The organism is Bradyrhizobium sp. UFLA06-24 (genome assembly GCF_054967145.1).
The window spans coordinates 42,924-63,459 of record NZ_JADFUE010000032.1; the positions used below are offsets into that span (position 1 = coordinate 42,924).

The following is a 20,536-nucleotide window of genomic DNA, read 5'->3' on the forward strand; positions in this document are numbered from 1 at the left end:
AAAGCGAAGCGCCCACGCACTTGCCAAGAGAGCGAAATATCGTGGGCACGGCGCAAGTGCGCTTTGCCCACCCTGCGATTTCCGAGCTTGTGGTGCCGCGCTTCAGCTCAACCAGAACTTCGGCGTCGCCGGCTCCAGCCTTCCGCCCACACGCACCGGCGCGATCTTCAGTGCGAGGCCCGTCGCGTCATCGGTCTCGACCGCAACACCGCTCAGCGTTGCCGTGCCCGCGGCCGGCTCGAAGCGGCCTGACGGAATCCCCGACGTGAACCGGCGTAGCGGCTCTTCCTTCTGCATGCCGATGATGGAGTCGTAATCGCCGGTCATGCCGGCGTCGGTCATGTAGGCGGTGCCGCCCGAGAGAATCTGGTGGTCGGCGGTCGGCACATGGGTGTGCGTGCCGACAACGAGGCTGGCGCGGCCGTCGCAGAAGAAGCCAACGCCCTGCTTCTCGCTTGAAGCCTCGCAATGGAAATCGACGACGATGGCATCGGCAGCAACGCCGAGCGGACAGGCCCCGAGCTCGCGCTCCAGCGCCGCGAAGGGATCGTCGAACGGGGTCATGAAGACGCGCCCGAGCGCGTTGACGACGAGCGCGTGCTTGCCGTTCTTGGTCTCGACCAGAGCGGCGCCGCGGCCGGGCGTGCCGCGCGGGTAGTTTGCGGGTCGCACCAGGCGCTCGGCGCGCTGGATGAAGACGAGCGCCTCGCGCTGATCCCAGGAATGGTTGCCGAGCGTCACCGCATCGGCGCCGGCATCGAGAAACTCCTGGTAGATCGCTTCGGTGATACCGAAACCGCCGGCCGAATTCTCGCCGTTGACGACGACGAAATCGAGCGACCAGTCCTTGACCATGCCGGGCAGATATTCGGCGACGGCGTTGCGCCCGCTACGGCCGACGACATCACCCACGAAGAGAATGCGCAACTTCAGAACTCCGGAAATCGAACACGTCCGTTTCCGTTAGCACATAATCCAGCGCCACGTCGTGTGATAGTGCCGGAACCGCCTCGATCTCCTGCGCTGCGAAAGCGAGCCCAATGCCGACGATGTGCTTGGCTTTGCGCAAATGGGCGAAGGTGACATCGTAATGCCCCGCACCATAGCCGATGCGATGGCCGAGACGGTCGAACGCCGCGAGCGGCGTCAGCATGATGTCGGGAATCACTTCGGCGGCCGCCGGCGACGGCTCGGGAATGCCGAGCGGGCCGAGCATCAGGCGGTCGCTCGGATGGAAGAGGCGGAAGATCAGCGACTGTCCGCGCGCGGTGACGCAGGGCAGCGCCAGCTTCGCGCCCTGCTCGGCGAGCTTCTTCATCAGCGGCATCGGATCGATCTCGCTGCGGATCGGCGAATAGCCTGAGACGATGCTGCCGGGCAGCAGCTCGAACGGCAGCCCGCGCTTGGCGAGCTTTGTCGCGGCGGCGGCGCGCTTCTTCTCGCTCAGCGCGTCGCGCGCGGCGAGAGCTTTGGCGCGGAGTTCGGATTTGGTGTTGGGCATGTGCGTTGGTCCCCCGAGGCGGAATCTTGCTCCGCCGTCATCGTCCGCGAAGGCGGACGATCCAGTATGCCAGAGACGCCAGTGCTAAAACTTCGACGCCGCGGCGTACTGGATTCCCCGCTTTCGCGCGCTTTCGCGGGGAATGACACCTGTTGAGCTGGCCGCAATCATTTCAACAGGCACGAACCAGAAGGAAGAAACAGTGCGAAGCCGCGGACGCCGTTGAAGCACTCGATCCCGGAGTTCCCTACGAAAGTAGGTGGGCACCATATGTCCGGGCCCACGGGCCCGGCCAGGGACAGTTCCCTAAAGGATCGATAAGGCCCCGGGGATATATGGCTCCTGACGCGCGTCGCAGCCTCGCGGGGGCAATGTAACAACGATACTGCCGAATCGCCAGAGCGGCTGCGGTCTCGGTGCCCACCTCTCCCCAGCGGGGAGAGGTCGGATTGCTCAGGCGCGCAGTTGCGCGCCTGAGCAATCCGGGTGAGGGGCCGCGGCATACAGAGGGACCTTAAGCCCTCACCCGGATCGCATCTTGCGATGCGATCCGACCTCTCCCTCCGGGAGAGGTGAGCACCTCCGCCGCGGCGCGATCTTTCGTTCTAACCACGATCACCCGATCGCGATGCCATTCCCGACGGTGCGGTTCAGCACCTGGGTCGATTTCTCGATGCGCTCGGCGGCGGCATTCAGGGCGTTGACCACGGCGGTCTGCGTCATCCGCGCGCGCTCGACGGCGGCGTTGCGGAAATCCCGGAGCTCGGTCAGCTCCTGCTCCATGGTGCGGATGCGGTTGCCGGCGTCGACCAGTTCGTCGCAGACGGTCAGCGCCGCCATCACGGTGAGGCGCGCATCGCCGATCTCGCCGAATTTTCCGCGCAGCGACTGGATGCGGGTCTCCAGGCTTTCGGCGAGCTTGAGCAGCCGCACCTCCTGGCCCTCCTCGCACGCCATGCGGTACTGCCGCGCGTTGATGGTGACGTTGATGTGGCTCATCCGTCCTCTCCGGTATCGAGCACCGAGCGTATCGTGACGATCGCGGAATCCAGCCGGTCGGAGATCTCGCGGTTGGTGCGCTCGAGCTTGCGTGCCTTGACCAGCGCGCCGTCGAGCTCGTCGGCAAGGCGCGAGCGGTCCGCGCCCAGCGCCTGGATTCGCGTCGCAAGCTCGTTCTCGTCGCGATCGGCATCGCGCCGCCGCTCGACCGCGCTTTCGAGCGCGTCGAGCGCCGCCGTGAGTCTGCGGGTCGCGATCTCGATCTCGACGGCAGCTGATTCCGTCATGGCAGAGCTTTTGGACACGCGATCGTTCATGCAGTCAGCGGCGGAACCTGGTGGGCTTAAGCCCGTGGGCTTGACCTCGAGAGCTTGCCGGCCAGCAAAAGACTCGGTTCGGCAAGCGGTTAGAAGCAGAAATTTACGTGGCAAGCTAGCCGAGCGCAACGCCGCCGCGAAACTATGCACCGATAAGCAGCTTTTCGCGCCGTGGCGCGTTTGATTGCCTTGGACTCCCGGAACCGAGGTGCTATCCCAGCCCCGACCTTCAGCTGCCGCCAGACTTCTCCCGCGCGGCCCGCACCACCGCCAAGCGCTTCATTTCAGACGGATTTCAGACATGACGCAAGTCGACCACAACCGCATGGCCAACGCGATCCGTGGCCTCTCGATGGACGCTGTCGAGAAGGCGAAATCGGGCCATCCCGGCCTGCCGATGGGCGCCGCCGACATCGCGACGGTGCTGTTCACGCAATTCCTGAAATTCGACATCGCCGCGACCGAATGGCCGGACCGCGACCGCTTCGTGCTGTCGGCCGGCCACGGCTCGATGCTGCTCTATTCGCTGCTGTATCTCCTCGGCAGTCCGGAGATGACGATCGACCAGCTCAAGAACTTCCGCCAGCTCGGGTCGCTGACCCCCGGACATCCGGAGCACGGCCACACCAAGGGCATCGAGACCACCACCGGCCCGCTCGGCCAGGGTATCTCGACCGCGGTCGGCATGGCGCTCGCCGAGAAGATGCTGGCCGCCGAGTTCGGCAAGAAGATCGTCGACCACCACACCTACGTGCTCGCCTCCGACGGTGACCTGATGGAAGGCGTGTCGCAGGAAGCGATCGCGATGGCCGGGCACTGGAAGCTCAACAAGCTGATCGTGCTCTACGACGACAACGGCATCTCGATCGACGGCCCGACCTCGATCTCCGACTCGGTCGACCAGGTGAAGCGCTTCAAGTCGGCGGGCTGGGCGGCCGAGAAGATCGACGGTCACGACCAGGCGGCGATTGCCGATGCCATCACCCGCGCGAAGAAGTCGAACAAGCCGACGCTGATCGCCTGCCGCACCACCATCGGCTTCGGCGCGCCGCACAAGGCCGGCACCGCGAAGGCGCATGGCGAGGCGCTCGGCGCCGACGAGCTGAAGGCCGCCAAGGAAAATCTCGGCATCTCGCTCGAGCCGTTCTCGGTGCCCGATGACGTGCTGAAGGCCTGGCGTGGCGCCGGCAGCCGCGGCGCGGCCGCACGGCAGGAATGGGAAACGCGGCTCGGCGAGCTCGGCAACCGCAAGCGCGCCGAGTTCGAGCGCCGCCTGCGCCATGAACGTCCCGCTTCGCTGGCCAAGGCGCTGCGCGCCTACAAGAAGGAGCTCCTGGAAAAGCCGATGACTGCGGCGACCCGCAAGTCTTCGGAAGCGGTCATCGAAGTGATCGCCGGTGCGATGCCGATGGAATTCCTCGCCGGCTCCGCCGACCTCACCGGCTCCAACAACAACAAGGCGAACTCGGCGACCGCCTTCTCCGCCAAGACGCCGAAGGGCCGCTTCATCCATTACGGCATCCGCGAGCACGGCATGGCGGCGGCGATGAACGGCATTTTCCTGCATGGCGGCTTCGCGCCGAACGGTGCGACCTTCCTGGTCTTCACCGACTACGCGCGTCCCGCGATGCGCCTCGCCGCGCTGATGGGTGCCGGCGTCGTCTATGTGATGACGCACGATTCCATCGGCCTCGGCGAAGACGGTCCGACCCACCAGCCGGTCGAGCACCTCGCCGCGCTCAGGGCCATTCCGAACATGCGCGTGTTCCGTCCCTGCGACGCGATGGAGGTCGCCGAGTGCTGGGAGCTCGCACTGAACCGCATCGACGGCCCGACCGTGCTGGCGCTGACGCGCCAGAACCTGCCGCAGCTCCGGACCACGGCGCCGAACGACAATCCCTGCCAGCATGGCGCCTATGAGCTGGTCGCCGCCCAAGGCGAAGCCAAGGCGACGTTGTTCGCTTCGGGTTCCGAAGTCGAGATGGCAGTGGCCGCCCAGAAGCAGCTCGCCGAGCGCGGCATTCCGACGCGGGTGGTCTCGGTGCCCTCGCTCGAGCTTTTGCTAGCGCAACCAAAGGAACGCCGTGACGCGATCATCGGTAATGCGCCGATCAAGGTCGCGATCGAGGCTGCGGTGCGTTGGGGCTGGGATGCCGTGATCGGCCAGGATGGCGAATTCGTAGGCATGCACTCGTTCGGTGCCAGCGCGCCTTTGAACAAGATCTTCCAGCATTTCGGCATTACCGCCGAGGCTGCGGTTAACGCCGTGCTGAAGCGCGTCAGCTGAGAGTTGAGCTTGTCAAAAAAAAGGACTACCAAAGCTCTCATATGATCAAGCACCGCCCGGCCGAACCGGGCGTCCGCCCTAAAAAACCCTCGCAGGCGCGTCAGAAGCGCGTTGTGCGGGATGACAACGGTCATTGAAGGAGACGAAACATGGCAGTCCGCGTGGCAATCAACGGTTTTGGCCGCATCGGCCGCAACGTGCTGCGGGCGATCGCAGAGTCCGGCCGCAAGGACATCGAGGTCGTCGGCATCAACGATCTCGGCCCAGTGGAGACCAACGCTCATCTCCTGCGCTACGACAGCGTCCATGGCCGTTTCCCCGGCACCGTGACTGTCGATGGCGACTCGATCAGCCTCGGCAACGGCAAGATCAAGGTGAGCGCCGAGCGCGATCCCTCGAAGCTGCCGTGGAAGGATCTCGGCGTCGACATCGCGCTGGAATGCACCGGCATCTTCACCTCGAAGGACAAGGCCTCGGCACATCTGACCGCCGGCGCCAAGCGCGTGCTGGTTTCCGCGCCGGCTGACGGCGCCGACGCCACCATCGTCTACGGCGTCAATCACGAGACGCTGACCAAGGATCATCTGGTCGTCTCCAACGGTTCCTGCACCACCAACTGCCTCGCGCCGGTCGCCAAGGTGCTGAACGATCTCGTCGGCATCGAAACCGGCTTCATGACCACGATCCACGCCTACACCGGCGACCAGCCGACGCTGGATACGCTGCACAAGGATCTCTACCGCGGCCGCGCGGCGGCGATGTCGATGATCCCGACCTCGACCGGCGCCGCCAAGGCGATCGGTCTCGTGCTGCCGGAACTGAAGGGCAAGCTCGACGGCGTCGCGATCCGCGTGCCGACCCCGAACGTCTCGGTCGTTGATCTCAAGATCGTCGCCAAGCGCGCGACCGATGCCAAGGAGATCAACGCGGCGATGAAGCGCGCCAGCGAGCAGCAGCTCAAGGGCATCCTCGGCTACACCAGTGCGCCGAACGTCTCGATCGACTTCAACCACGACCCGCACTCCTCGACCTTCCACGAGGACCAGACCAAGGTGCAGAATGGCACGCTGGTGCGCGTGATGTCCTGGTACGACAACGAGTGGGGCTTCTCGAACCGCATGGCCGACACCGCCGTCGCGATGGCGAAGGTGATCTAAGGGGAGCGCAATGCTTCCTGCCTGGATCGGAATTCCTGGCGTCATTCTGCTGTTCGCATTGATCGCGTATGGCGTGCGCCAGGGGAGTAAGATCAAGACCAGGCAGGAAGGCAATCCACCCGAGCGCGATGCGCCGTAGCGTCGCCAGCCAACGAGTGATCAGGACATGGCCAAATTCCGCACCCTCGACGACGTCGACGTGAAGGGCAAGCGCGTGCTGCTGCGCGTCGATCTCAACGTCCCCATGGACAACGGACGCGTGACCGACGCGACCCGGCTCGAGCGCGTCGCGCCGACCATCACCGAAATCTCGGACAAGGGCGGCAAGGTCATCCTGCTCGCGCATTTCGGCCGGCCGAAGGGGCGCGATGCCAAGGACTCGCTTCTGCCCGTGGCCGAGGCGCTGTCGAAGGTCGTGAAGAAGCCGGTCGCTTTCGCCGACGATTGCATCGGCGAGCCCGCGGCCAAGGCGGTCGCTGACATGAAGGATGGCGACATCCTCTGCCTCGAGAACACCCGCTTCCATAAGGAAGAAGAGAAGAACGATCCCGCCTTCGTCGCGGAGCTGGCCAAGCTCGGCGACATCTGGGTCAGCGATGCCTTCTCGGCCGCGCACCGCGCCCATGCCTCGACCGAAGGCCTCGGCCACAAGCTGCCGGCCTATGCCGGCCGCACCATGCAGGCCGAGCTGGATGCGCTGGAGAAGGCGCTGGGCTCGCCGACCAAGCCCGTCATCGCCATCATCGGCGGCGCCAAGGTCTCCACCAAGATCGACCTCCTGGAAAACCTCGTCACCAAGGTCGACGCGCTCGTGATCGGCGGCGGCATGGCCAATACCTTCCTGCACGCCCAGGGCGTCGCGGTCGGCAAGTCGCTGGCCGAGAAGGACCTCGCCGCAACCGCCGTGCGCATCATGGAGAAGGCGGAAGCCGCCAACTGCGCCATCATCCTTCCCGTGGATGCCACCGTCGCCTATCATTTCGCCGCCAACGCGCCCTCGCATGCCTACGGGTTGGACGCGATCCCGGCCGACGGCATGATCCTGGATGTCGGCCCGCAATCCATCGCGCGGGTTCACGCGGCGATCGACGACGCCGCCACGCTGGTCTGGAACGGGCCGCTCGGGGCCTTCGAGATGCAGCCGTTCGACCGCGGCACCGTGGCGGCGGCCAAGCACGCCGCCGAACGCACCAAGGCGAAGAAGCTGATCTCGATCGCGGGCGGCGGCGACACGGTCGCAGCCCTCAACCAGGCCCATGTGGCCGGCGACTTCACCTATGTCTCGACCGCCGGTGGCGCATTCCTGGAATGGATGGAAGGCAAGCCGCTGCCCGGCGTTGAAGTCCTGCGCATCAAGTAAACAGTCGGCTGGAAACAGCGACCTTCAGGCTCGAACGGAGAAAAAGACAGATGGCTCGGATCACGTTGCGTCAATTGCTCGACCATGCGGCTGAGAACGATTACGGCGTACCGGCCTTCAACATCAACAACATGGAGCAGGCGCTGGCGATCATGGACGCGGCCAACCAGGTCGACGCGCCCGTCATCATCCAGGCCTCGCGCGGCGCGCGCTCCTATGCCAACGACGTCATGCTCAAGCACATGATGGACGCGGTGACCGAGATCTACCCGCACATTCCGGTCTGCGTGCATCTCGACCACGGCAACGAGGCCGCGACCTGCATGACCGCGATCCAGGCCGGCTTCACCTCGGTCATGATGGACGGCTCGCTCAAAGCCGACGGCAAGACGCCCGGCGACTGGGCCTACAATGTCGGCGTCACCAAGACGGTGACCGATATGGCCCATCTCGGCGGCATCTCGGTCGAGGGCGAGCTCGGCGTGCTCGGCTCGCTCGAAACCGGCATGGGCGACAAGGAGGACGGTCACGGCGCCGAAGGCAAGCTCTCCCACGACCAGCTGCTGACCAATCCGGACGAGGCCGTGAAGTTCGTCAAGGAGACCAAGGTCGACGCGCTCGCGATCGCGATGGGCACGTCCCACGGGGCCTACAAGTTCACCCGCAAGCCCGACGGCGACATCCTCGCCATGAACGTGATCGAGGAGATCCACCGCAAGCTGCCGAACACGCATCTCGTGATGCACGGCTCCTCCTCGGTGCCGCAGGAGCTGCAGGACATCATCAACGCCTATGGCGGCAAGATGAAGCCGACCTGGGGCGTGCCGGTCGCCGAGATCCAGCGCGGCATCAAGAACGGCGTGCGCAAGATCAACATCGACACCGACAACCGCATGGCCATGACCGGTCAGATCCGCAAAGTCCTGAAGGACAATCCCGAAGAGTTCGACCCGCGCAAGTACCTGAAGCCGGCGATGGAGGCCATGACCAAGCTGTGCAAGCAGCGGCTGCAGGAGTTCAACACGGCAGGCCAGGCCGCCAAGTTCAAGAAGATCCTGACCCCCGCCGAGATGGCCAAGCGCTACGCCAAGGGCGAGCTGGATCCCCGCGTCGCGTGAGCGATCGTGAAGGTGGCGTAAACCTCTCAAGCCCATTCCCGGGTCATTCTGGGACACGCGAAGCGTGGGCCCGGAATCCATAACCACAGCCTGGGGGTATGGATTCCGGGCCTGCGCCTTTCGGCGCATCCCGGAATGACGGGGAACGGTTTTGCCCTGCGACCAACGTTGTCTCGGCAATTGCCCGAGAACGGTCTATTTTCACGGGCAAGGGCAGAATCGTTTTGGGAGGACCTCTCGATGAATCTGACTGAGCTCAACAGGATCGCGACCGCCATGGTCGCGCCGGGCAAGGGCATCCTTGCCGCCGACGAATCCTCCGGCACCATCAAGAAGCGGTTCGACGCGATCGGGGTGGAATCGACGGAAACGAACCGCCGCGACTATCGCGAGATGCTGTTTCGCGCCAAGGAGGCCATGAGCCAGTACATCTCCGGCGTGATCCTCTATGACGAGACGATCTGGCAGGACGCCAGAGACGGCACGCCGCTGGTCAAGCTGATCGAACAGGCCGGCGCCATTCCCGGCATCAAGGTCGACGAGGGCACGCAGGCCTTGCCGATGTGCCCGGGCGAAACAGTCACCATCGGGCTCGACAAGCTCGCCGAGCGATTGAAGAAATATTACGAGCGCGGCGCGCGCTTCGCCAAATGGCGCGCCGTGATCGACATCGGCAGCGGCATCCCCTCGATGACCGCGATCAGCGTCAACGCCCACGCTTTGGCCCGCTATGCCGCGCTGTGCCAGGCCGCGCAGATCGTGCCGATCGTCGAGCCCGAGGTGCTGATGGACGGCGACCACGACATCGATCGCTGCTATGAGGTGACGAGCCGCGTGCTCAACAAGACGTTCCAGGAGCTGCGCGTGCAGCGCGTCGCGCTCGAAGGCATGGTGCTGAAGCCGAACATGGCGATCTCAGGCAAGAAATGCGCAAAGCAGGCCTCCGTCGAGGAGGTCGCGGAAAAGACGATCCGGCTGCTGAGGGCCTGCGTGCCCGCGGCCGTGCCCGGCATCGCCTTCCTCTCCGGCGGCCAGTCGGATCAGGAAGCCACCGCGCATCTCAACGCCATGCACAGGCTCGGTCCGCTGCCCTGGGGCCTGACCTTCTCCTACGGCCGCGCGCTGCAAGCCGCGCCGCAGAAGGCCTGGTCCGGCCGGCCCGAGAACGTTGCGGCCGGGCAAGCCGCATTCAGTCATCGTGCCCGCATGAACGGCCTCGCCTCCAGAGGCGAATGGCAAAGCAGCCTGGAACAGAAGGCAGCCTAGATCTTGTCGAACAAATCGCCTCCGCCGCGCCCCGCGCCGCGCCTCTATCTCGCGACGCCCGTCGTCGACGATCCCGCCTCGCTGCTCGCTGAACTGCCTGATCTGCTCGCGGCGGCCGATGTCGCGGCCGTGCTGGTGCGGCTGAAGGAGACCGACCAGCGCACCATGATCTCTCGGATCAAGGCGCTGGCGCCGCTCGTGCAGAACGCCGGCGCGGCCCTCCTGGTCGACGGTCATCCGGAGATCGTCGCGCGCGGCGGCGCCGATGGCGCGCATCTGGCAAATGTCGCGGCGCTGGAGGAGGCACTGCCCTCGCTCAAGCCCGATCGCATCGCCGGCGTCGGCGGCCTCGCCACGCGCCACGAATCCATGAGCGCCGGCGAGATGGGCGCCGATTACGTGCTGTTCGGCGAGCCCGATGCGAAAGGCCAGCGGCCGTCCGCGGAGGCCATCGCCGAGCGGCTGGACTGGTGGGCCGAGCTGTTCGAGCCGCCCTGCGTCGGCTTCGCCACCTCGTTCGAGGAGGCCTACGATTTCGCCGCCAGCGGCGCCGATTTCGTGCTGGTCGGCGATCTCGTCTGGGCCGACCCGCGCGGACCCAGGGCCGCGCTGATCGAGGCCGACGCCGCGATCAAGAAGGCCTTCGCGGCGGCTGCCGCGGGCCAGGGCTAGCGGGTGCCATGAAGCTTCCTCGCATCACGCTTCTGGCCACGCTGCTGCTGGCGACGCAGCTCCTGGCAATGCCTGCGGCCGCGCAGCTTCAGATCACGCCGCCGGGCACGATCCCAAGTCCTGCGCCCGAAAAGCAGAAGTCCAAAGAACCGGCCAAGGAAAAGCCCAAGGTCGCGCCGCACACGATCACCAAGAAGAAGGAGGCCGCACCGGCGCCGAAGCCGTCGGCCTCGCCGAGCCCGACCCTGCCTGCGACCGTGATCCCCGCGCCGCCATCAGACAATCCCAACGTCGATCTGGTGTTCGGCGCCTATCAGCGCGGCCAGTACAAGACTGCCTTCGACCTCGCCACCGAGCGCGCCAAGGCGGGCGACGCCAAGGCCATGACCATGCTGGGCGAGCTGTATTCCAACGCCATGGGCATCCGGCGCGACTACGCCAAGGCGGTGGAATGGTACAAGCGCGCCTCCGACGCCGGCGACCGCGAGGCGATGTTCGCGCTGGCCATGCTGCGCATCGCCGGCCGCGGCGGTCCCGTCGACAAGGCCGAGGCGGTCAAGCTGATGGCCTCCGCCGCCAAGCTCGGCGAGCCCAAGGCGGCCTATAATCTCGCCTTGCTCTATCTGGACGGCCAGACCCTGCCGCAGGACGTCAAGCGCTCCGCCGAGCTGCTGCGCCAGGCGGCCGATGCCGGCCTGCCCGAGGCGCAATACGCGCTCGCGACCTTCTACAAGGAAGGCACCGGCGTGCCGAAAGACCTCGAACGGTCGGTGCGGCTGCTCCAGGCGGCTGCGCTGGCCGACAATGTCGATGCCGAGGTCGAATATGCCATCGCCCTGTTCAACGGCACCGGCACGCCGAAGAACGAGCCCGCGGCCGTGGCGTTGCTGCGCAAGGCGTCCCGCCAGGGCAGCGCGATCGCGCAGAACCGCCTCGCTTGGGTGCTGATCAACGGCATGGGCGCGCCCGTGGACAAGGTCGAGGGCTTCAAATGGCATCTGGTGGCCAAGACCGGCGGCAAAGGCGACCCGGAGCTCGACAAGGAGCTGGCCGATCTTCCCGCGGAGGACCGTGCCAAGGCGGAGGCCGCCGCCAAGAAATGGCTCGGGACCAAATGACTTGACCTGAGGCCCCTCGCGGGGCACCCAATCTCCTCAAATGGCGCTCTTTCGCGCCCCTCCCCCATCAAAGACTGACCTCATGCTGTATTCCGCTACTATCAACGTCATGGTCAAAGCCGCGCGCCGCGCCGGCCGCAGCCTCAAGCGCGATCTCGGCGAGATCGAGCATCTCCAGGTCTCGCTGAAGGGGCCGGCCAATTTCGTCTCGCTCGCCGACAAGCGCGCCGAGGAGATCCTCTACCAGGACCTCGCCAAGGCGCGGCCCGGCTACGGCTTCATCGGCGAAGAGGGGGGCACCCGCGAGGGCACCGACAAGAGCCACACCTGGATCGTCGATCCGCTCGACGGCACCACCAACTTCCTGCACGGCATTCCGCAATTCGCGATCTCGATCGGCCTTGCCCGCGAGGGCACCGTGATCGCCGGCGTGATCTACAACCCCGCCAATGACGAGCTCTACATCGCCGAGCGCGGCAAGGGCGCCTTCCTCAACGACCAGCGCCTGCGCGTCGCCGGCCGCCGCCAGCTCAATGAATGCGTGGTGGCCTGCGGCCTGCCCCATATCGGCCGCGGCGACCACGAGGAATTCCGCCGCGAGATGACCGCGATCCAGGACCGCGTCGCGGGCCTGCGCCGCTTCGGCGCCGCCTCGCTCGATCTCGCCTTCGTCGCCGCCGGCCGCCTCGACGGCTATTGGGAGCGCAATCTGCAATCCTGGGACATCGCCGCCGGCATGCTGATGGTGCGCGAAGCGGGCGGGACGATCAGCGACATCAACACCGCGGGCGATGCGCTGGTCACGGGCGACGTGGTGTGCGGGAACGAGTACGTGCACGGGGAATTGGTGAGGATTTTGCGGAAGCCGGCGTAAGGCGAGAGCACTCCCTCCAAATCGTCATTCCGGGGCAGCGCGAAGCGCTGAGCCCGGAATTCATTCGTCGTCCTCCTCCGCTTCCTCCTCGCGGTATTCCCCGCCGAGGGTCAGGCCCTCGATCATGGTGGCGCCTTTCTGCTTGATCACCCGGCGAAGCGGGACCGAGCTCTCGCTTCGCAAGGCTTCCATCAGCTGCTCCGAATGGGTGACGATCCAGATATCGGCGCGGCTTGATGCCTTGGCGATCAGCCGGGCCAAGGGCGCCAGCAGCGACGGATGCAGGCTGGTCTCGGGTTCGTTCAGCGCGATGAACGGCGGCAGCCGATAGCCCATGAACACGGCGAGCAGGCAGATGTATTTCAGCGTCCCGTCGGACAGTTCATGCGCCCTGAACGGGCGCGGCATGTCCTCCAGTTGCAGATCGAAATCGCACAGACCGCCCTGCTCCCAGGCGCGGAGATCGGCGCCTGGGAACGCATCCTGGATCGCGTCCTGCAATTCGGTGGCGTCCTGCCTGATCGTATAGAGTGTCGCCAGGGCCGCTGCCAGATCGCTGCCATCGGCACTGAGCGACGGCGTCGTGATCGCGAGGCACGGCTTTCGGATCGCCGAGGCCGGATCGGTGCGGAAGTCGTGATAGAAGCGCCATCCCAGCATTGCGTTTCTGATCAGGTCGATCTCGGGACATTGCTTGCCGTCGTAAAATCCCGCGAGCGCCGTCTCGGACGGCAGCACGGCATCCTTGTGGCTGCTCCATGTGCCGCCGTCGTCGCGGACGCTGACGAGCGAATTCTTCCGCTCCATCAACCTGACCGTTCGCTTGCCCTGCGTCGCCTCGATGCTTTCTTCCTTGATCATCGGCTCGCCGGCAAACGCCGCCGCAAGCGGGCTGGGAAATCCGATCTCTATTGAATATTTCAGGCGCTCGAATCTCGCCGACAATCGCAGTCGTCCGTCCTCGCCGCGCTTGCGGATGCCGGACCAGCAGACCGAATTCAACCCACCTTCGTCGGCGATCGTGCGCGTGATCCGCCCGGTCGCCGCGTCGCGCAACAGCGACAAGGATTTGTAGAGGTTGGATTTGCCGACACCGTTCTCGCCCACGAACACGGACAAGGGGTGAATGGGTATGGAGAGCCGCCTGATGGAGCGATAGTTCGAGATTGCAATGTCGGTCAGACGCATCAGGTGCTCTCAATCGGCAGGGTGGCTGTGCATTCGGCGCGGTGCGAATGCAAGCTCCTTCAATCCAGGGATGCAGTCTGGATTGACGAACCCGGGAAGGCAAGCTCCCCTGCCTGTCATTCCGGGGCGCGCCTCTTGGCGCGAGCCCCGGAATGACAATGTGCCCTATGGCTTCACCGGCGCGGGTGGCCCATACGCCTCGGCGCTCGCCGCCACCTTCTCCCGATCCCCCGCCAGCACGCGCTGCACCGAGACGAAGAACACCGGCACCATCAGCAAGGCCAAAATCACCACCGCGATCATGCCGCCCATCACGACGCTGCCGAGCGCCTGCTGGCTGGCGCCGCCAGCACCATGCGCAATCGCCATCGGCAGCACGCCGCAGATGAAGGCAAGGCCGGTCATCAGGATCGGGCGGAAGCGCAGGCGACAGGCTTCGATGGTGGCTTCCACCAGCGGCCTGCCCTCTTTGCGCAGATCCTTGGCGAATTCGATGATCAGGATCGCATCCTTGGCGGCGAGGCCGATGATGGTGATCAGGCCGACGGTGAAATAGACGTCGTTGGGCAGGCCGCGCAGCATCGCCGCGGCCACCGCGCCGACGATGCCGAGCGGCACGGTGAGCAGCACCGCAAGCGGAATGGTCCAGCTCTCATAGAGCGCGGCCAGGCACAGGAACACCACGAAGACGGAGAGCGCGAGCAGGAACGGCGCCTGCGACCCGGATAATTTCTCCTGCAGCGACTGGCCGGTCCATTCATAGCCGAAGCCGCGCGGCAGCTTGCCGGCCAGCCTCTCCATCTCGGCGATGGCATCGCCCGAGGTGAAGCCGGGCTTGGCCTCGCCCGAGATGCGCACCGCCGGATAATAGTTGAAGCCGGCGATCTGGGTGGGACCGCGCGACCATTCGACCGATGCGAAGGACGAGAACGGCACCAGCTGGCCGCGAGAGTTCTTGACGTTGTAGTTGAGGATGTCCTCGGGCTTCATGCGATCGCGGCTGTCGGCCTGCACCACGACGCGCTGCATGCGGCCGCGGTTCGGGAAGTCGTTGATGTAGTTCGAGCCGAGATTGGTCGAGATCGTGTTGTTGATGTCCTCGAAGGTGACGCCGAAGGCGCCGGCCTTCTCGCGATCGATCACGAGATTGACCACGCCCGCCTCGGGCAGGCCCTCGACATAGACCTTCTGCAGCACCGGGCTGGCATTGGCTTCCGCGATCAGCTGGTCGGCGGCGCGCATCAGGGCCGGATAGCCCTTCTGGCCGCGATCCTGCAGACGGAACGAAAAGCCCGAGGAGTTGCCGAGATTGTCGATCGGCGGCGGCTGCAACGCCGAGATTTTTGCATCGCGGATCGAGGCGCCGAGATCGCGGTTGATGTCATCGACGATAGCCGCGGCGGAGTCCTTCGGACCGCGCTTCGACCAGTCCTTCAAGGTGATGAAGGCCTGCGCCGTGTTCATGCCCTGGCCGGAGAAGCTGAAGCCGGTGAGGAAGGTGACGTTGTCGATCCCGGGCCGCTGCGCCAGATAGCTTTCCACTTTCTCGATCACCGCCTCGGTGCGGCCGTAGGACGAATCCGATGGCGTTTGCACGTCGGTCGTCACAAAACCCTGGTCGTCGACCGGCAGGAAGCCGCCCGGCAGGCTGACAAAGGCCCAGGACAACCCAACCAGCAGCGCAGCATAGACCATCATCAAACGGCCGGTGCGCTTCAGCGAGAAACCGACGGTGCGGGAATAGCCCTCCTTGCCGCCTTCGAGCATGCGGTTAAACCAGCCGAACACGCCACGCCTGGCGTGACCGTGGCCGGCCGGGACGGGCTTGAGCAGCGTCGCGCACAGCGCCGGCGTCAGCGACAGCGCCAGGAAGGCGGAGAAGCCGATCGCCGCGACCATGGTGACCGAGAACTGGCGATAGATGATGCCGACCGAACCCGGAAAGAACGCCATCGGCACGAACACCGCCATCAGCACCAAGGTGATGCCGATGATGGCACTGGTGATCTGCGACATGGCCTTGCGGGTTGCCTCCTTCGGCGACAGGCCTTCCTCGGCCATGATGCGCTCGACGTTCTCGACCACGACGATGGCGTCGTCGACGAGGATGCCGACCGCGAGCACCATTCCGAACATGCTGAGCATGTTGATGGAGTAGCCCGCGAGCAGCAGCGTGGTGCAGGCCCCGAGCAGCGCCACCGGCACCACGATGGTTGGAATGATGGTGTAGCGGATGTTCTGCAGAAACAGGAACATCACCACGAACACCAGCACGACGGCCTCTAGCAGGGTCGACAGCACCTTCTTGATCGATGCCTCGACCACGGGCGTGATGTTGTAGGGGATCTCGTAACTGATGTTGGCCGGGAAGAAGCGCGACAGCTCCTTCATCTTCTCTTCGACGGCACTCGCGGTCGCCAGCGCATTGCCGGTCGGCGACATCAGCACGGACAGGCCCGCGGTCGGCTTGCCGTTCAGGCGCGTGTTGAACTGATAGCTGAGGCCACCGACCTCGATGCGCGCGACGTCGCGCAGGCGTACGGTGGAGCCATCGGCGTTGGCGCGCAGGATGATGGCGCCGAACTCGTCAGGCGAGGATAGCTGGCCCTTGACCAGCACCAGCGCCGAGGTGCGCTGGGTCGCGGTCGACGGCTCCGCACCGATGCTGCCCGAGGCGACCTGCGCGTTCTGCGCCGATATCGCCTTGTTGACATCGTCGGCAGTGAGGCCATAGCCGACCAGCTTGGCGGGATCGACCCAGACGCGAAGACTGCGCTCGGTCGAATACAGCGTGGCGCGGCCGACGCCGGGAATGCGCCTGATCTCGCCGAGCACGTTGCGGATCATGAAGTCGCCGAGGCCGACCTCGTCGAGGCTGCCGTCGGTCGAGTTCAGCGTGATGATCTGCAGCACCGCGCTGGAGGCTTCCTCGATCAAAATCCCCTGCTGGATCACCGCGCGCGGCAGGCGCGCCTCGACGCGCTTGATGCGGTTCTGCACCTCGACAGAGGCTGCGCTGGTGTCGGTGCCCGGCTGGAAGTTCGCTGTGATCTCGACCTGGCCGAGCGAGTCGCTGGTCGATTCGAAATTGAGGATACCAGAGGCGCCGTTGAGCTCCTCCTCGATCAGCCGCGTGACGCTGTTGTAGAGATTTTCGGGCGATGCGCCGGGGTAGCTCGTCGAGATCGAGATCGAGGGCGGCGCGATGATCGGATATTGCGCGATCGGCAACAGCGGGATTGAGATCGCGCCGATCAGACAGATGAACAGCGCGACGACCCAGGCGAAGATCGGCCTGTCGATGAAGAAGCTCGGCATGGCGGATCACCGCACGACCTTGAGGGCGTGCCTGTTGTCCGCACTCGCCTCGGCCTCGGACCAGGATTGCGGCTTGACCTTGTCGCCGGCCGCAAACTTCTGGAAGCCTTCGACCACGACCTTGTCGCCGGCCTTGAGGCCGTCAGTGACGAACCAGACGCCGTCCTGCACCGAGCCGGTGCGGATCGGCTGCACCGCGATGCGATTGTCGTCCTTGACGACGAACACCTCGCTGCCGCCGCCGCCATTGCGCTGCACCGCCTGTTGCGGCACCGCGATCGCGTCGGAGTCCAGGCCCTGCTCGATGCGGACGCGGACATACATGCCCGGCAGCAGCTCGCGCTTGGGATTGCGGAACTCGCCGCGCAAGGTCACCTGCCCGGTATGCGCGTCAACCTTGGCATCGGAGAACAGCAGCTTGCCGTCGAGCGCGTAGATCGTGTTGTCGTCGAGCACGAGACGGACCTTGGCGGCATCCGCCTCAATGCGATCGAGATCGCCGCTCTCGAAGGCGCGGCGCAGCTGGTTGAGCTCGGTCACCGACTGGGTGAAGTCCGCATAAATGGGATCGAGCTGCTGCACGGTGGCGAGATTGGTCTCGTTCTGCACGACCAGCGCGCCCTCGCTGACCAGGGCAGCGCCGACCACGCCGTCGATCGGCGCGCGCACGGTCGCATAATCCAGATTGAGCTTGGCCCGTGCGAGGTCGGCCTTGCGGCCTTCGACTTCGGCCTGGGCCTGGCGCTCGGCTGCGATGGTCTTTTCGTTCTCGGCTTCCGGCGCGGCACGCTGGCTGGTCAGCGTCGCGATACGGCGCGCCTGCTGCTGCGCCTGCATCAACGCGGCTTCAGCCTTGGCAAGTCCGGCCTCATTGGCCATGACCTCGACCTCGAACGGACGCGGATCGATGCGATAGAGCGGATCGCCTGCCTTCACTTCGCTGCCCTGCCGGAACAGGCGCTCGACGACGATGCCCGACACGCGCGGCCTCACTTCGGCGACGCGCGTCGGCGAGATCCGGCCGGGCAGCTCACGCACCACGGCGCGGGCTTGCGGCTTGACGGTGACGATGCTGACATCGGGTTCGATCGGCTGCGCCGCGGAGACGGCGGATGAGGATTCGTCGCAAGCACCGAGCAGCGGCGCAATGGCCGCGAGCATCAGTGCAACGCATGCCGATCGCGCTCGAAGTCCTGACATGAAGTTAAGTGCCCCAGAATTGTTGGCTGATGCGGTCAAAATAGAATGGACGTGCTGCGACGCAACGCATCGCCCGGGCGGCTCAATGTCACACGCCCTATCGCTCTGAGTTCTGGTGATTTTTTGGGACTCACCTGATTGTGAGTCGGGTTCCATCACGGCGTGCTGCGACAGAACACCGCAATCAATCCGCGGCCTTCACCCGATACTGGCTGACGCCCCACTCCGTTCCGTCGGCGTAGCCGAACAGGCCCGACGTCGCGAGGAAGAACCGGCGCCAGCGCGGCGTGACAACGCGCCCAGCCAAAGCGATTGCCTCGTTCTTTGAGGACTTGCCCTCCTGTGAACTATGGATTACAGATCAGTTCGTGGTCGATGTTGTACAGACAGAAGCATTTCGGAGCTGGCTTGCCGGATTACACGACCGTCGCGCAGTTGCGCGCATCGCAAGCCGAATCGCATTGATCGAACGCGGCGCACTTGGCGACGTGAAGTCTTTGGGAGCGGGCCTGTCTGAATTCAGAATTGACTACGGCCCGGGCTATCGACTCTATGCGGCACAACGTGGAGCCGTGACGGTCATCCTGCTCTGCGGTGGCGACAAGCGAAAGCAATCTGCGGACATCAAGCGGGCACGGGCCATGCTTGAGGAACTGGAGTAGTGCAATGGCGCTGAAAACAACACCATTTGATGCGGCGGAATATTTGGATACGCCGGAAGCACAAGCCGAATTCATTACGGCTGCGCTGGAGACAGGCGACGCGGCATTCATTCGTGACTCCGTGAATACCGTTGCGCGTGCCCGCGGCATGAGCGAGATAGCAAAATCGACGGGGCTGAGCCGCGAGGGGTTGTACAAGGCCCTCGGCGAGACCGGAAATCCGGAGTTCTCGACAATGCTGGGGGTATTGCGCGCGCTTGGCTTAGGTCTGACTGCGCGCCCCTTATCCAGGAAGCCAAGTAAGCCGCGCAAAACAGCAAAGCCGCGAGCCAGCAAGGCTGCTTAGGCGCAAAGGTCCGCCGCCTTCATCCGATAGTGGCTGACGCCCCATTCCGTTCCGTCGGCGTAGCCGAACAGGCCTGACGTCGCGAGGAAGAACCAGCGCCAGCGCCGCATCCATAACGCGGTGTCCTCGCGATAGACGTTGCGCAAAATGGCTTCGATGGCGTCGCGATGAGCGTCGAAATTGGCGAGCCAGTCGTTGGCCGTGCGCTGATAATGCGTGCCGCTCCAGCGCCACTCCCTCTCGATTGCAAAGATATCGTCATATTGCCGGACGAGATGATGACTCGGCATGAGGCCGCCCGTGAAGAAATGCTGCGCGATCCAGTCCTCGCGATTGGCCTGGTCGAACAGATAGGAGCCGACGCGATGGGTGAAGATCTGCATGAAGAAGCGTCCCTCCGGAGCAAGCCATGACTGCACGCGCGTCATCAGCTTGCGCCAGTTCATCATGTGCTCGAACATCTCGATCGAGACGATACGGTCGAACTGGCCATCGGGGGCGAACACGTTCATGTCTGATGTGACGACGCGCAGATTCGTCATGCCGCGGCTCTGCGCCATCTCTTCGATATAGGCGCGCTGCGACCGTGAGTTCGAGACCGCGGTCACCTTGGCATGCGGAAACTGCCGCGCCATCCACAGCGACAGGGCGCCCCAGCCGCAGCCGAGCTCGAGGATGGTCTGTCCATCTGCGAGACCGGCATGCTCGACGGTCTGACGCAGCGCCTCCTCCTCTGCCTCCTGCAGCGTCGTCGCGTCGGTCCTGTAGAAGCAGGAGGAGTATTTCCGGTTCGGTCCCAGCACCTGCGCGAAGAAGGTTTGCGGCACTTCGTAGTGCTGGGTGTTGGCGGCGTCGGCGTGCTCGGCGATCGACCTCAGCATCATCCGCCCGGCGAAGGCGGCATCGTCGGCCGCATCATGCGCGGCGAGACGGGTTGCCGTGCGGGAGCACAGGCGCTGGATCGCGGCGCGGACCACCACATCGGGCAAGGGCACGCGTTCGGCAGTCCCCATGATCGCGGAAACGACGCTCACGCAGCCCTCCCCTGGTCCAGTCCCGGCGGGCGGAGCCGTGCAAAAACCGAGCCCTGCCCGCGGGATGCCGAAGTTTTGCAGCCTATGTGCGTATCAAAGCCCGGTTTCAGCTTTGGGTT

Annotated in this window: 20 protein-coding genes and 1 other RNA gene; 11 read left to right on the plus strand and 10 right to left on the minus strand. The window is 65.0% G+C overall.

Translation table 11 applies throughout. The features are described 5' to 3' along the window. Nucleotides 1-102: 102 nt before the first annotated feature. The 5 genes from IF809_RS23895 to IF809_RS23915 all read right to left on the minus strand — a co-directional run bounded on the left by IF809_RS23895 (nt 103) and on the right by IF809_RS23915 (nt 2,787). The gene (locus IF809_RS23895) at nt 103-927 is read right to left on the minus strand and encodes a TIGR00282 family metallophosphoesterase (RefSeq protein WP_164938455.1); all 825 of its coding nucleotides are present in this window, start codon (nt 925-927) and stop codon (nt 103-105) included. Further along, the gene (locus tag IF809_RS23900) at nt 905-1,501 is read right to left on the minus strand and encodes a 5-formyltetrahydrofolate cyclo-ligase (RefSeq protein ID WP_462838726.1); all 597 of its coding nucleotides are present in this window, start codon (nt 1,499-1,501) and stop codon (nt 905-907) included. Before IF809_RS23900 ends, IF809_RS23895 begins: the two co-directional genes overlap by 23 nt. Before the next feature lie 203 nt (nt 1,502-1,704). Further along, nucleotides 1,705-1,865: non-coding RNA, 6S RNA (gene ssrS, locus IF809_RS23905), on the minus strand. A 251-nt stretch (nt 1,866-2,116) separates the two neighbouring features. Further along, nucleotides 2,117-2,500, minus strand: a complete 384-nt coding sequence (locus IF809_RS23910; RefSeq protein WP_027530136.1) for a cell division protein ZapA — start codon at nt 2,498-2,500, stop codon at nt 2,117-2,119. Continuing rightward, a complete protein-coding gene (locus tag IF809_RS23915) occupies nt 2,497-2,787 on the minus strand; it encodes a DUF4164 domain-containing protein (protein WP_128964145.1) in 291 nt (96 codons plus the stop codon). Before IF809_RS23915 ends, IF809_RS23910 begins: the two co-directional genes overlap by 4 nt. A gap of 331 nt (nt 2,788-3,118) precedes the next feature. Between IF809_RS23915 and tkt the strand changes: the two genes are divergently transcribed. The 9 genes from tkt (at nt 3,119) to IF809_RS23960 (ending at nt 12,669) form a co-directional block, all read left to right on the plus strand. After that, complete coding sequence (gene tkt / locus IF809_RS23920) at nt 3,119-5,104, plus strand: transketolase (protein ID WP_462838727.1); 1,986 nt, start codon at nt 3,119-3,121, stop codon at nt 5,102-5,104. A gap of 149 nt (nt 5,105-5,253) precedes the next feature. After that, on the plus strand, nt 5,254-6,261 hold the full coding sequence (gene gap / locus IF809_RS23925; RefSeq protein ID WP_128964143.1) for a type I glyceraldehyde-3-phosphate dehydrogenase: 1,008 nt from the start codon (nt 5,254-5,256) through the stop codon (nt 6,259-6,261). 10 nt (nt 6,262-6,271) lie between these two features. Then, complete coding sequence (locus IF809_RS23930) at nt 6,272-6,400, plus strand: hypothetical protein (protein ID WP_283814960.1); 129 nt, start codon at nt 6,272-6,274, stop codon at nt 6,398-6,400. Between the two features lie 27 nt (nt 6,401-6,427). Further along, nucleotides 6,428-7,621 (plus strand): phosphoglycerate kinase, encoded by a 1,194-nt coding sequence (locus IF809_RS23935; RefSeq protein WP_453981956.1) that lies wholly within the window; start codon nt 6,428-6,430, stop codon nt 7,619-7,621. Nucleotides 7,622-7,671: 50 nt separating this feature from the next. After that, nucleotides 7,672-8,739: a class II fructose-bisphosphate aldolase gene (gene fba, locus IF809_RS23940; RefSeq protein WP_128964141.1), complete on the plus strand. Its 1,068-nt coding sequence runs from the start codon at nt 7,672-7,674 to the stop codon at nt 8,737-8,739. Between the two features lie 240 nt (nt 8,740-8,979). After that, on the plus strand, nt 8,980-10,005 hold the full coding sequence (locus IF809_RS23945; protein WP_462838728.1) for a class I fructose-bisphosphate aldolase: 1,026 nt from the start codon (nt 8,980-8,982) through the stop codon (nt 10,003-10,005). 3 nt (nt 10,006-10,008) lie between these two features. After that, nucleotides 10,009-10,677 (plus strand): thiamine phosphate synthase, encoded by a 669-nt coding sequence (locus IF809_RS23950; protein ID WP_462838729.1) that lies wholly within the window; start codon nt 10,009-10,011, stop codon nt 10,675-10,677. Nucleotides 10,678-10,685: 8 nt separating this feature from the next. Continuing rightward, complete coding sequence (locus IF809_RS23955; RefSeq protein WP_453997533.1) at nt 10,686-11,795, plus strand: tetratricopeptide repeat protein; 1,110 nt, start codon at nt 10,686-10,688, stop codon at nt 11,793-11,795. Nucleotides 11,796-11,877: 82 nt separating this feature from the next. After that, on the plus strand, nt 11,878-12,669 hold the full coding sequence (locus IF809_RS23960) for an inositol monophosphatase family protein (protein WP_462838730.1): 792 nt from the start codon (nt 11,878-11,880) through the stop codon (nt 12,667-12,669). Between the two features lie 60 nt (nt 12,670-12,729). On the opposite strand, the gene IF809_RS23965 is transcribed toward IF809_RS23960, so the two are convergent. From IF809_RS23965 to IF809_RS23980, 4 genes are all read right to left on the minus strand, one after another. Further along, entirely contained in the window at nt 12,730-13,857 is a 1,128-nt protein-coding gene (locus IF809_RS23965) for an AAA family ATPase (RefSeq protein WP_462838731.1), read from the minus strand. 165 nt (nt 13,858-14,022) lie between these two features. Further along, on the minus strand, nt 14,023-17,175 hold the full coding sequence (locus IF809_RS23970) for a multidrug efflux RND transporter permease subunit (protein WP_462838732.1): 3,153 nt from the start codon (nt 17,173-17,175) through the stop codon (nt 14,023-14,025). Nucleotides 17,176-17,181: 6 nt separating this feature from the next. Next, complete coding sequence (locus IF809_RS23975) at nt 17,182-18,375, minus strand: efflux RND transporter periplasmic adaptor subunit (protein ID WP_462838733.1); 1,194 nt, start codon at nt 18,373-18,375, stop codon at nt 17,182-17,184. Between the two features lie 184 nt (nt 18,376-18,559). Next, nucleotides 18,560-18,682: a hypothetical protein gene (locus IF809_RS23980; protein ID WP_462838738.1), complete on the minus strand. Its 123-nt coding sequence runs from the start codon at nt 18,680-18,682 to the stop codon at nt 18,560-18,562. A gap of 61 nt (nt 18,683-18,743) precedes the next feature. On the opposite strand from IF809_RS23980, the gene IF809_RS23985 reads away from it, so the two are divergent. Both IF809_RS23985 and IF809_RS23990 read left to right on the plus strand, forming a co-directional pair. Beyond that, nucleotides 18,744-19,037: a type II toxin-antitoxin system RelE/ParE family toxin gene (locus IF809_RS23985; RefSeq protein WP_128964133.1), complete on the plus strand. Its 294-nt coding sequence runs from the start codon at nt 18,744-18,746 to the stop codon at nt 19,035-19,037. 4 nt (nt 19,038-19,041) lie between these two features. Further along, nucleotides 19,042-19,383: an addiction module antidote protein gene (locus IF809_RS23990; protein WP_128964132.1), complete on the plus strand. Its 342-nt coding sequence runs from the start codon at nt 19,042-19,044 to the stop codon at nt 19,381-19,383. Here IF809_RS23990 and IF809_RS23995 read toward each other — a convergent pair. Then, the gene (locus tag IF809_RS23995; RefSeq protein WP_128964131.1) at nt 19,380-20,417 is read right to left on the minus strand and encodes an SAM-dependent methyltransferase; all 1,038 of its coding nucleotides are present in this window, start codon (nt 20,415-20,417) and stop codon (nt 19,380-19,382) included. The two genes, IF809_RS23990 and IF809_RS23995, sit on opposite strands and share 4 nt — an antisense overlap. Nucleotides 20,418-20,536 lie beyond the last annotated feature (119 nt).

Excerpts from the sequence above, each read along its gene's own strand:
- gap (WP_128964143.1), top strand. The coding sequence starts at position 5,254 with ATGGCAGTCCGCGTGGCAATCAACGGTTTTGGCCGCATCGGCCGCAAC.
- IF809_RS23910 (WP_027530136.1), bottom strand. The coding sequence starts at position 2,500 with ATGAGCCACATCAACGTCACCATCAACGCGCGGCAGTACCGCATGGCG.
- IF809_RS23900 (WP_462838726.1), bottom strand. The coding sequence starts at position 1,501 with ATGCCCAACACCAAATCCGAACTCCGCGCCAAAGCTCTCGCCGCGCGC.
- IF809_RS23975 (WP_462838733.1), bottom strand. The coding sequence starts at position 18,375 with ATGTCAGGACTTCGAGCGCGATCGGCATGCGTTGCACTGATGCTCGCG.
- IF809_RS23915 (WP_128964145.1), bottom strand. The coding sequence starts at position 2,787 with ATGACGGAATCAGCTGCCGTCGAGATCGAGATCGCGACCCGCAGACTC.
- IF809_RS23960 (WP_462838730.1), top strand. The coding sequence starts at position 11,878 with ATGCTGTATTCCGCTACTATCAACGTCATGGTCAAAGCCGCGCGCCGC.
- tkt (WP_462838727.1), top strand. The coding sequence starts at position 3,119 with ATGACGCAAGTCGACCACAACCGCATGGCCAACGCGATCCGTGGCCTC.
- IF809_RS23935 (WP_453981956.1), top strand. The coding sequence starts at position 6,428 with ATGGCCAAATTCCGCACCCTCGACGACGTCGACGTGAAGGGCAAGCGC.
- IF809_RS23945 (WP_462838728.1), top strand. The coding sequence starts at position 8,980 with ATGAATCTGACTGAGCTCAACAGGATCGCGACCGCCATGGTCGCGCCG.
- IF809_RS23990 (WP_128964132.1), top strand. The coding sequence starts at position 19,042 with ATGGCGCTGAAAACAACACCATTTGATGCGGCGGAATATTTGGATACG.
- IF809_RS23930 (WP_283814960.1), top strand. The coding sequence starts at position 6,272 with ATGCTTCCTGCCTGGATCGGAATTCCTGGCGTCATTCTGCTGTTCGCA.
- IF809_RS23955 (WP_453997533.1), top strand. The coding sequence starts at position 10,686 with ATGAAGCTTCCTCGCATCACGCTTCTGGCCACGCTGCTGCTGGCGACG.
- IF809_RS23970 (WP_462838732.1), bottom strand. The coding sequence starts at position 17,175 with ATGCCGAGCTTCTTCATCGACAGGCCGATCTTCGCCTGGGTCGTCGCG.
- IF809_RS23965 (WP_462838731.1), bottom strand. The coding sequence starts at position 13,857 with ATGCGTCTGACCGACATTGCAATCTCGAACTATCGCTCCATCAGGCGG.
- fba (WP_128964141.1), top strand. The coding sequence starts at position 7,672 with ATGGCTCGGATCACGTTGCGTCAATTGCTCGACCATGCGGCTGAGAAC.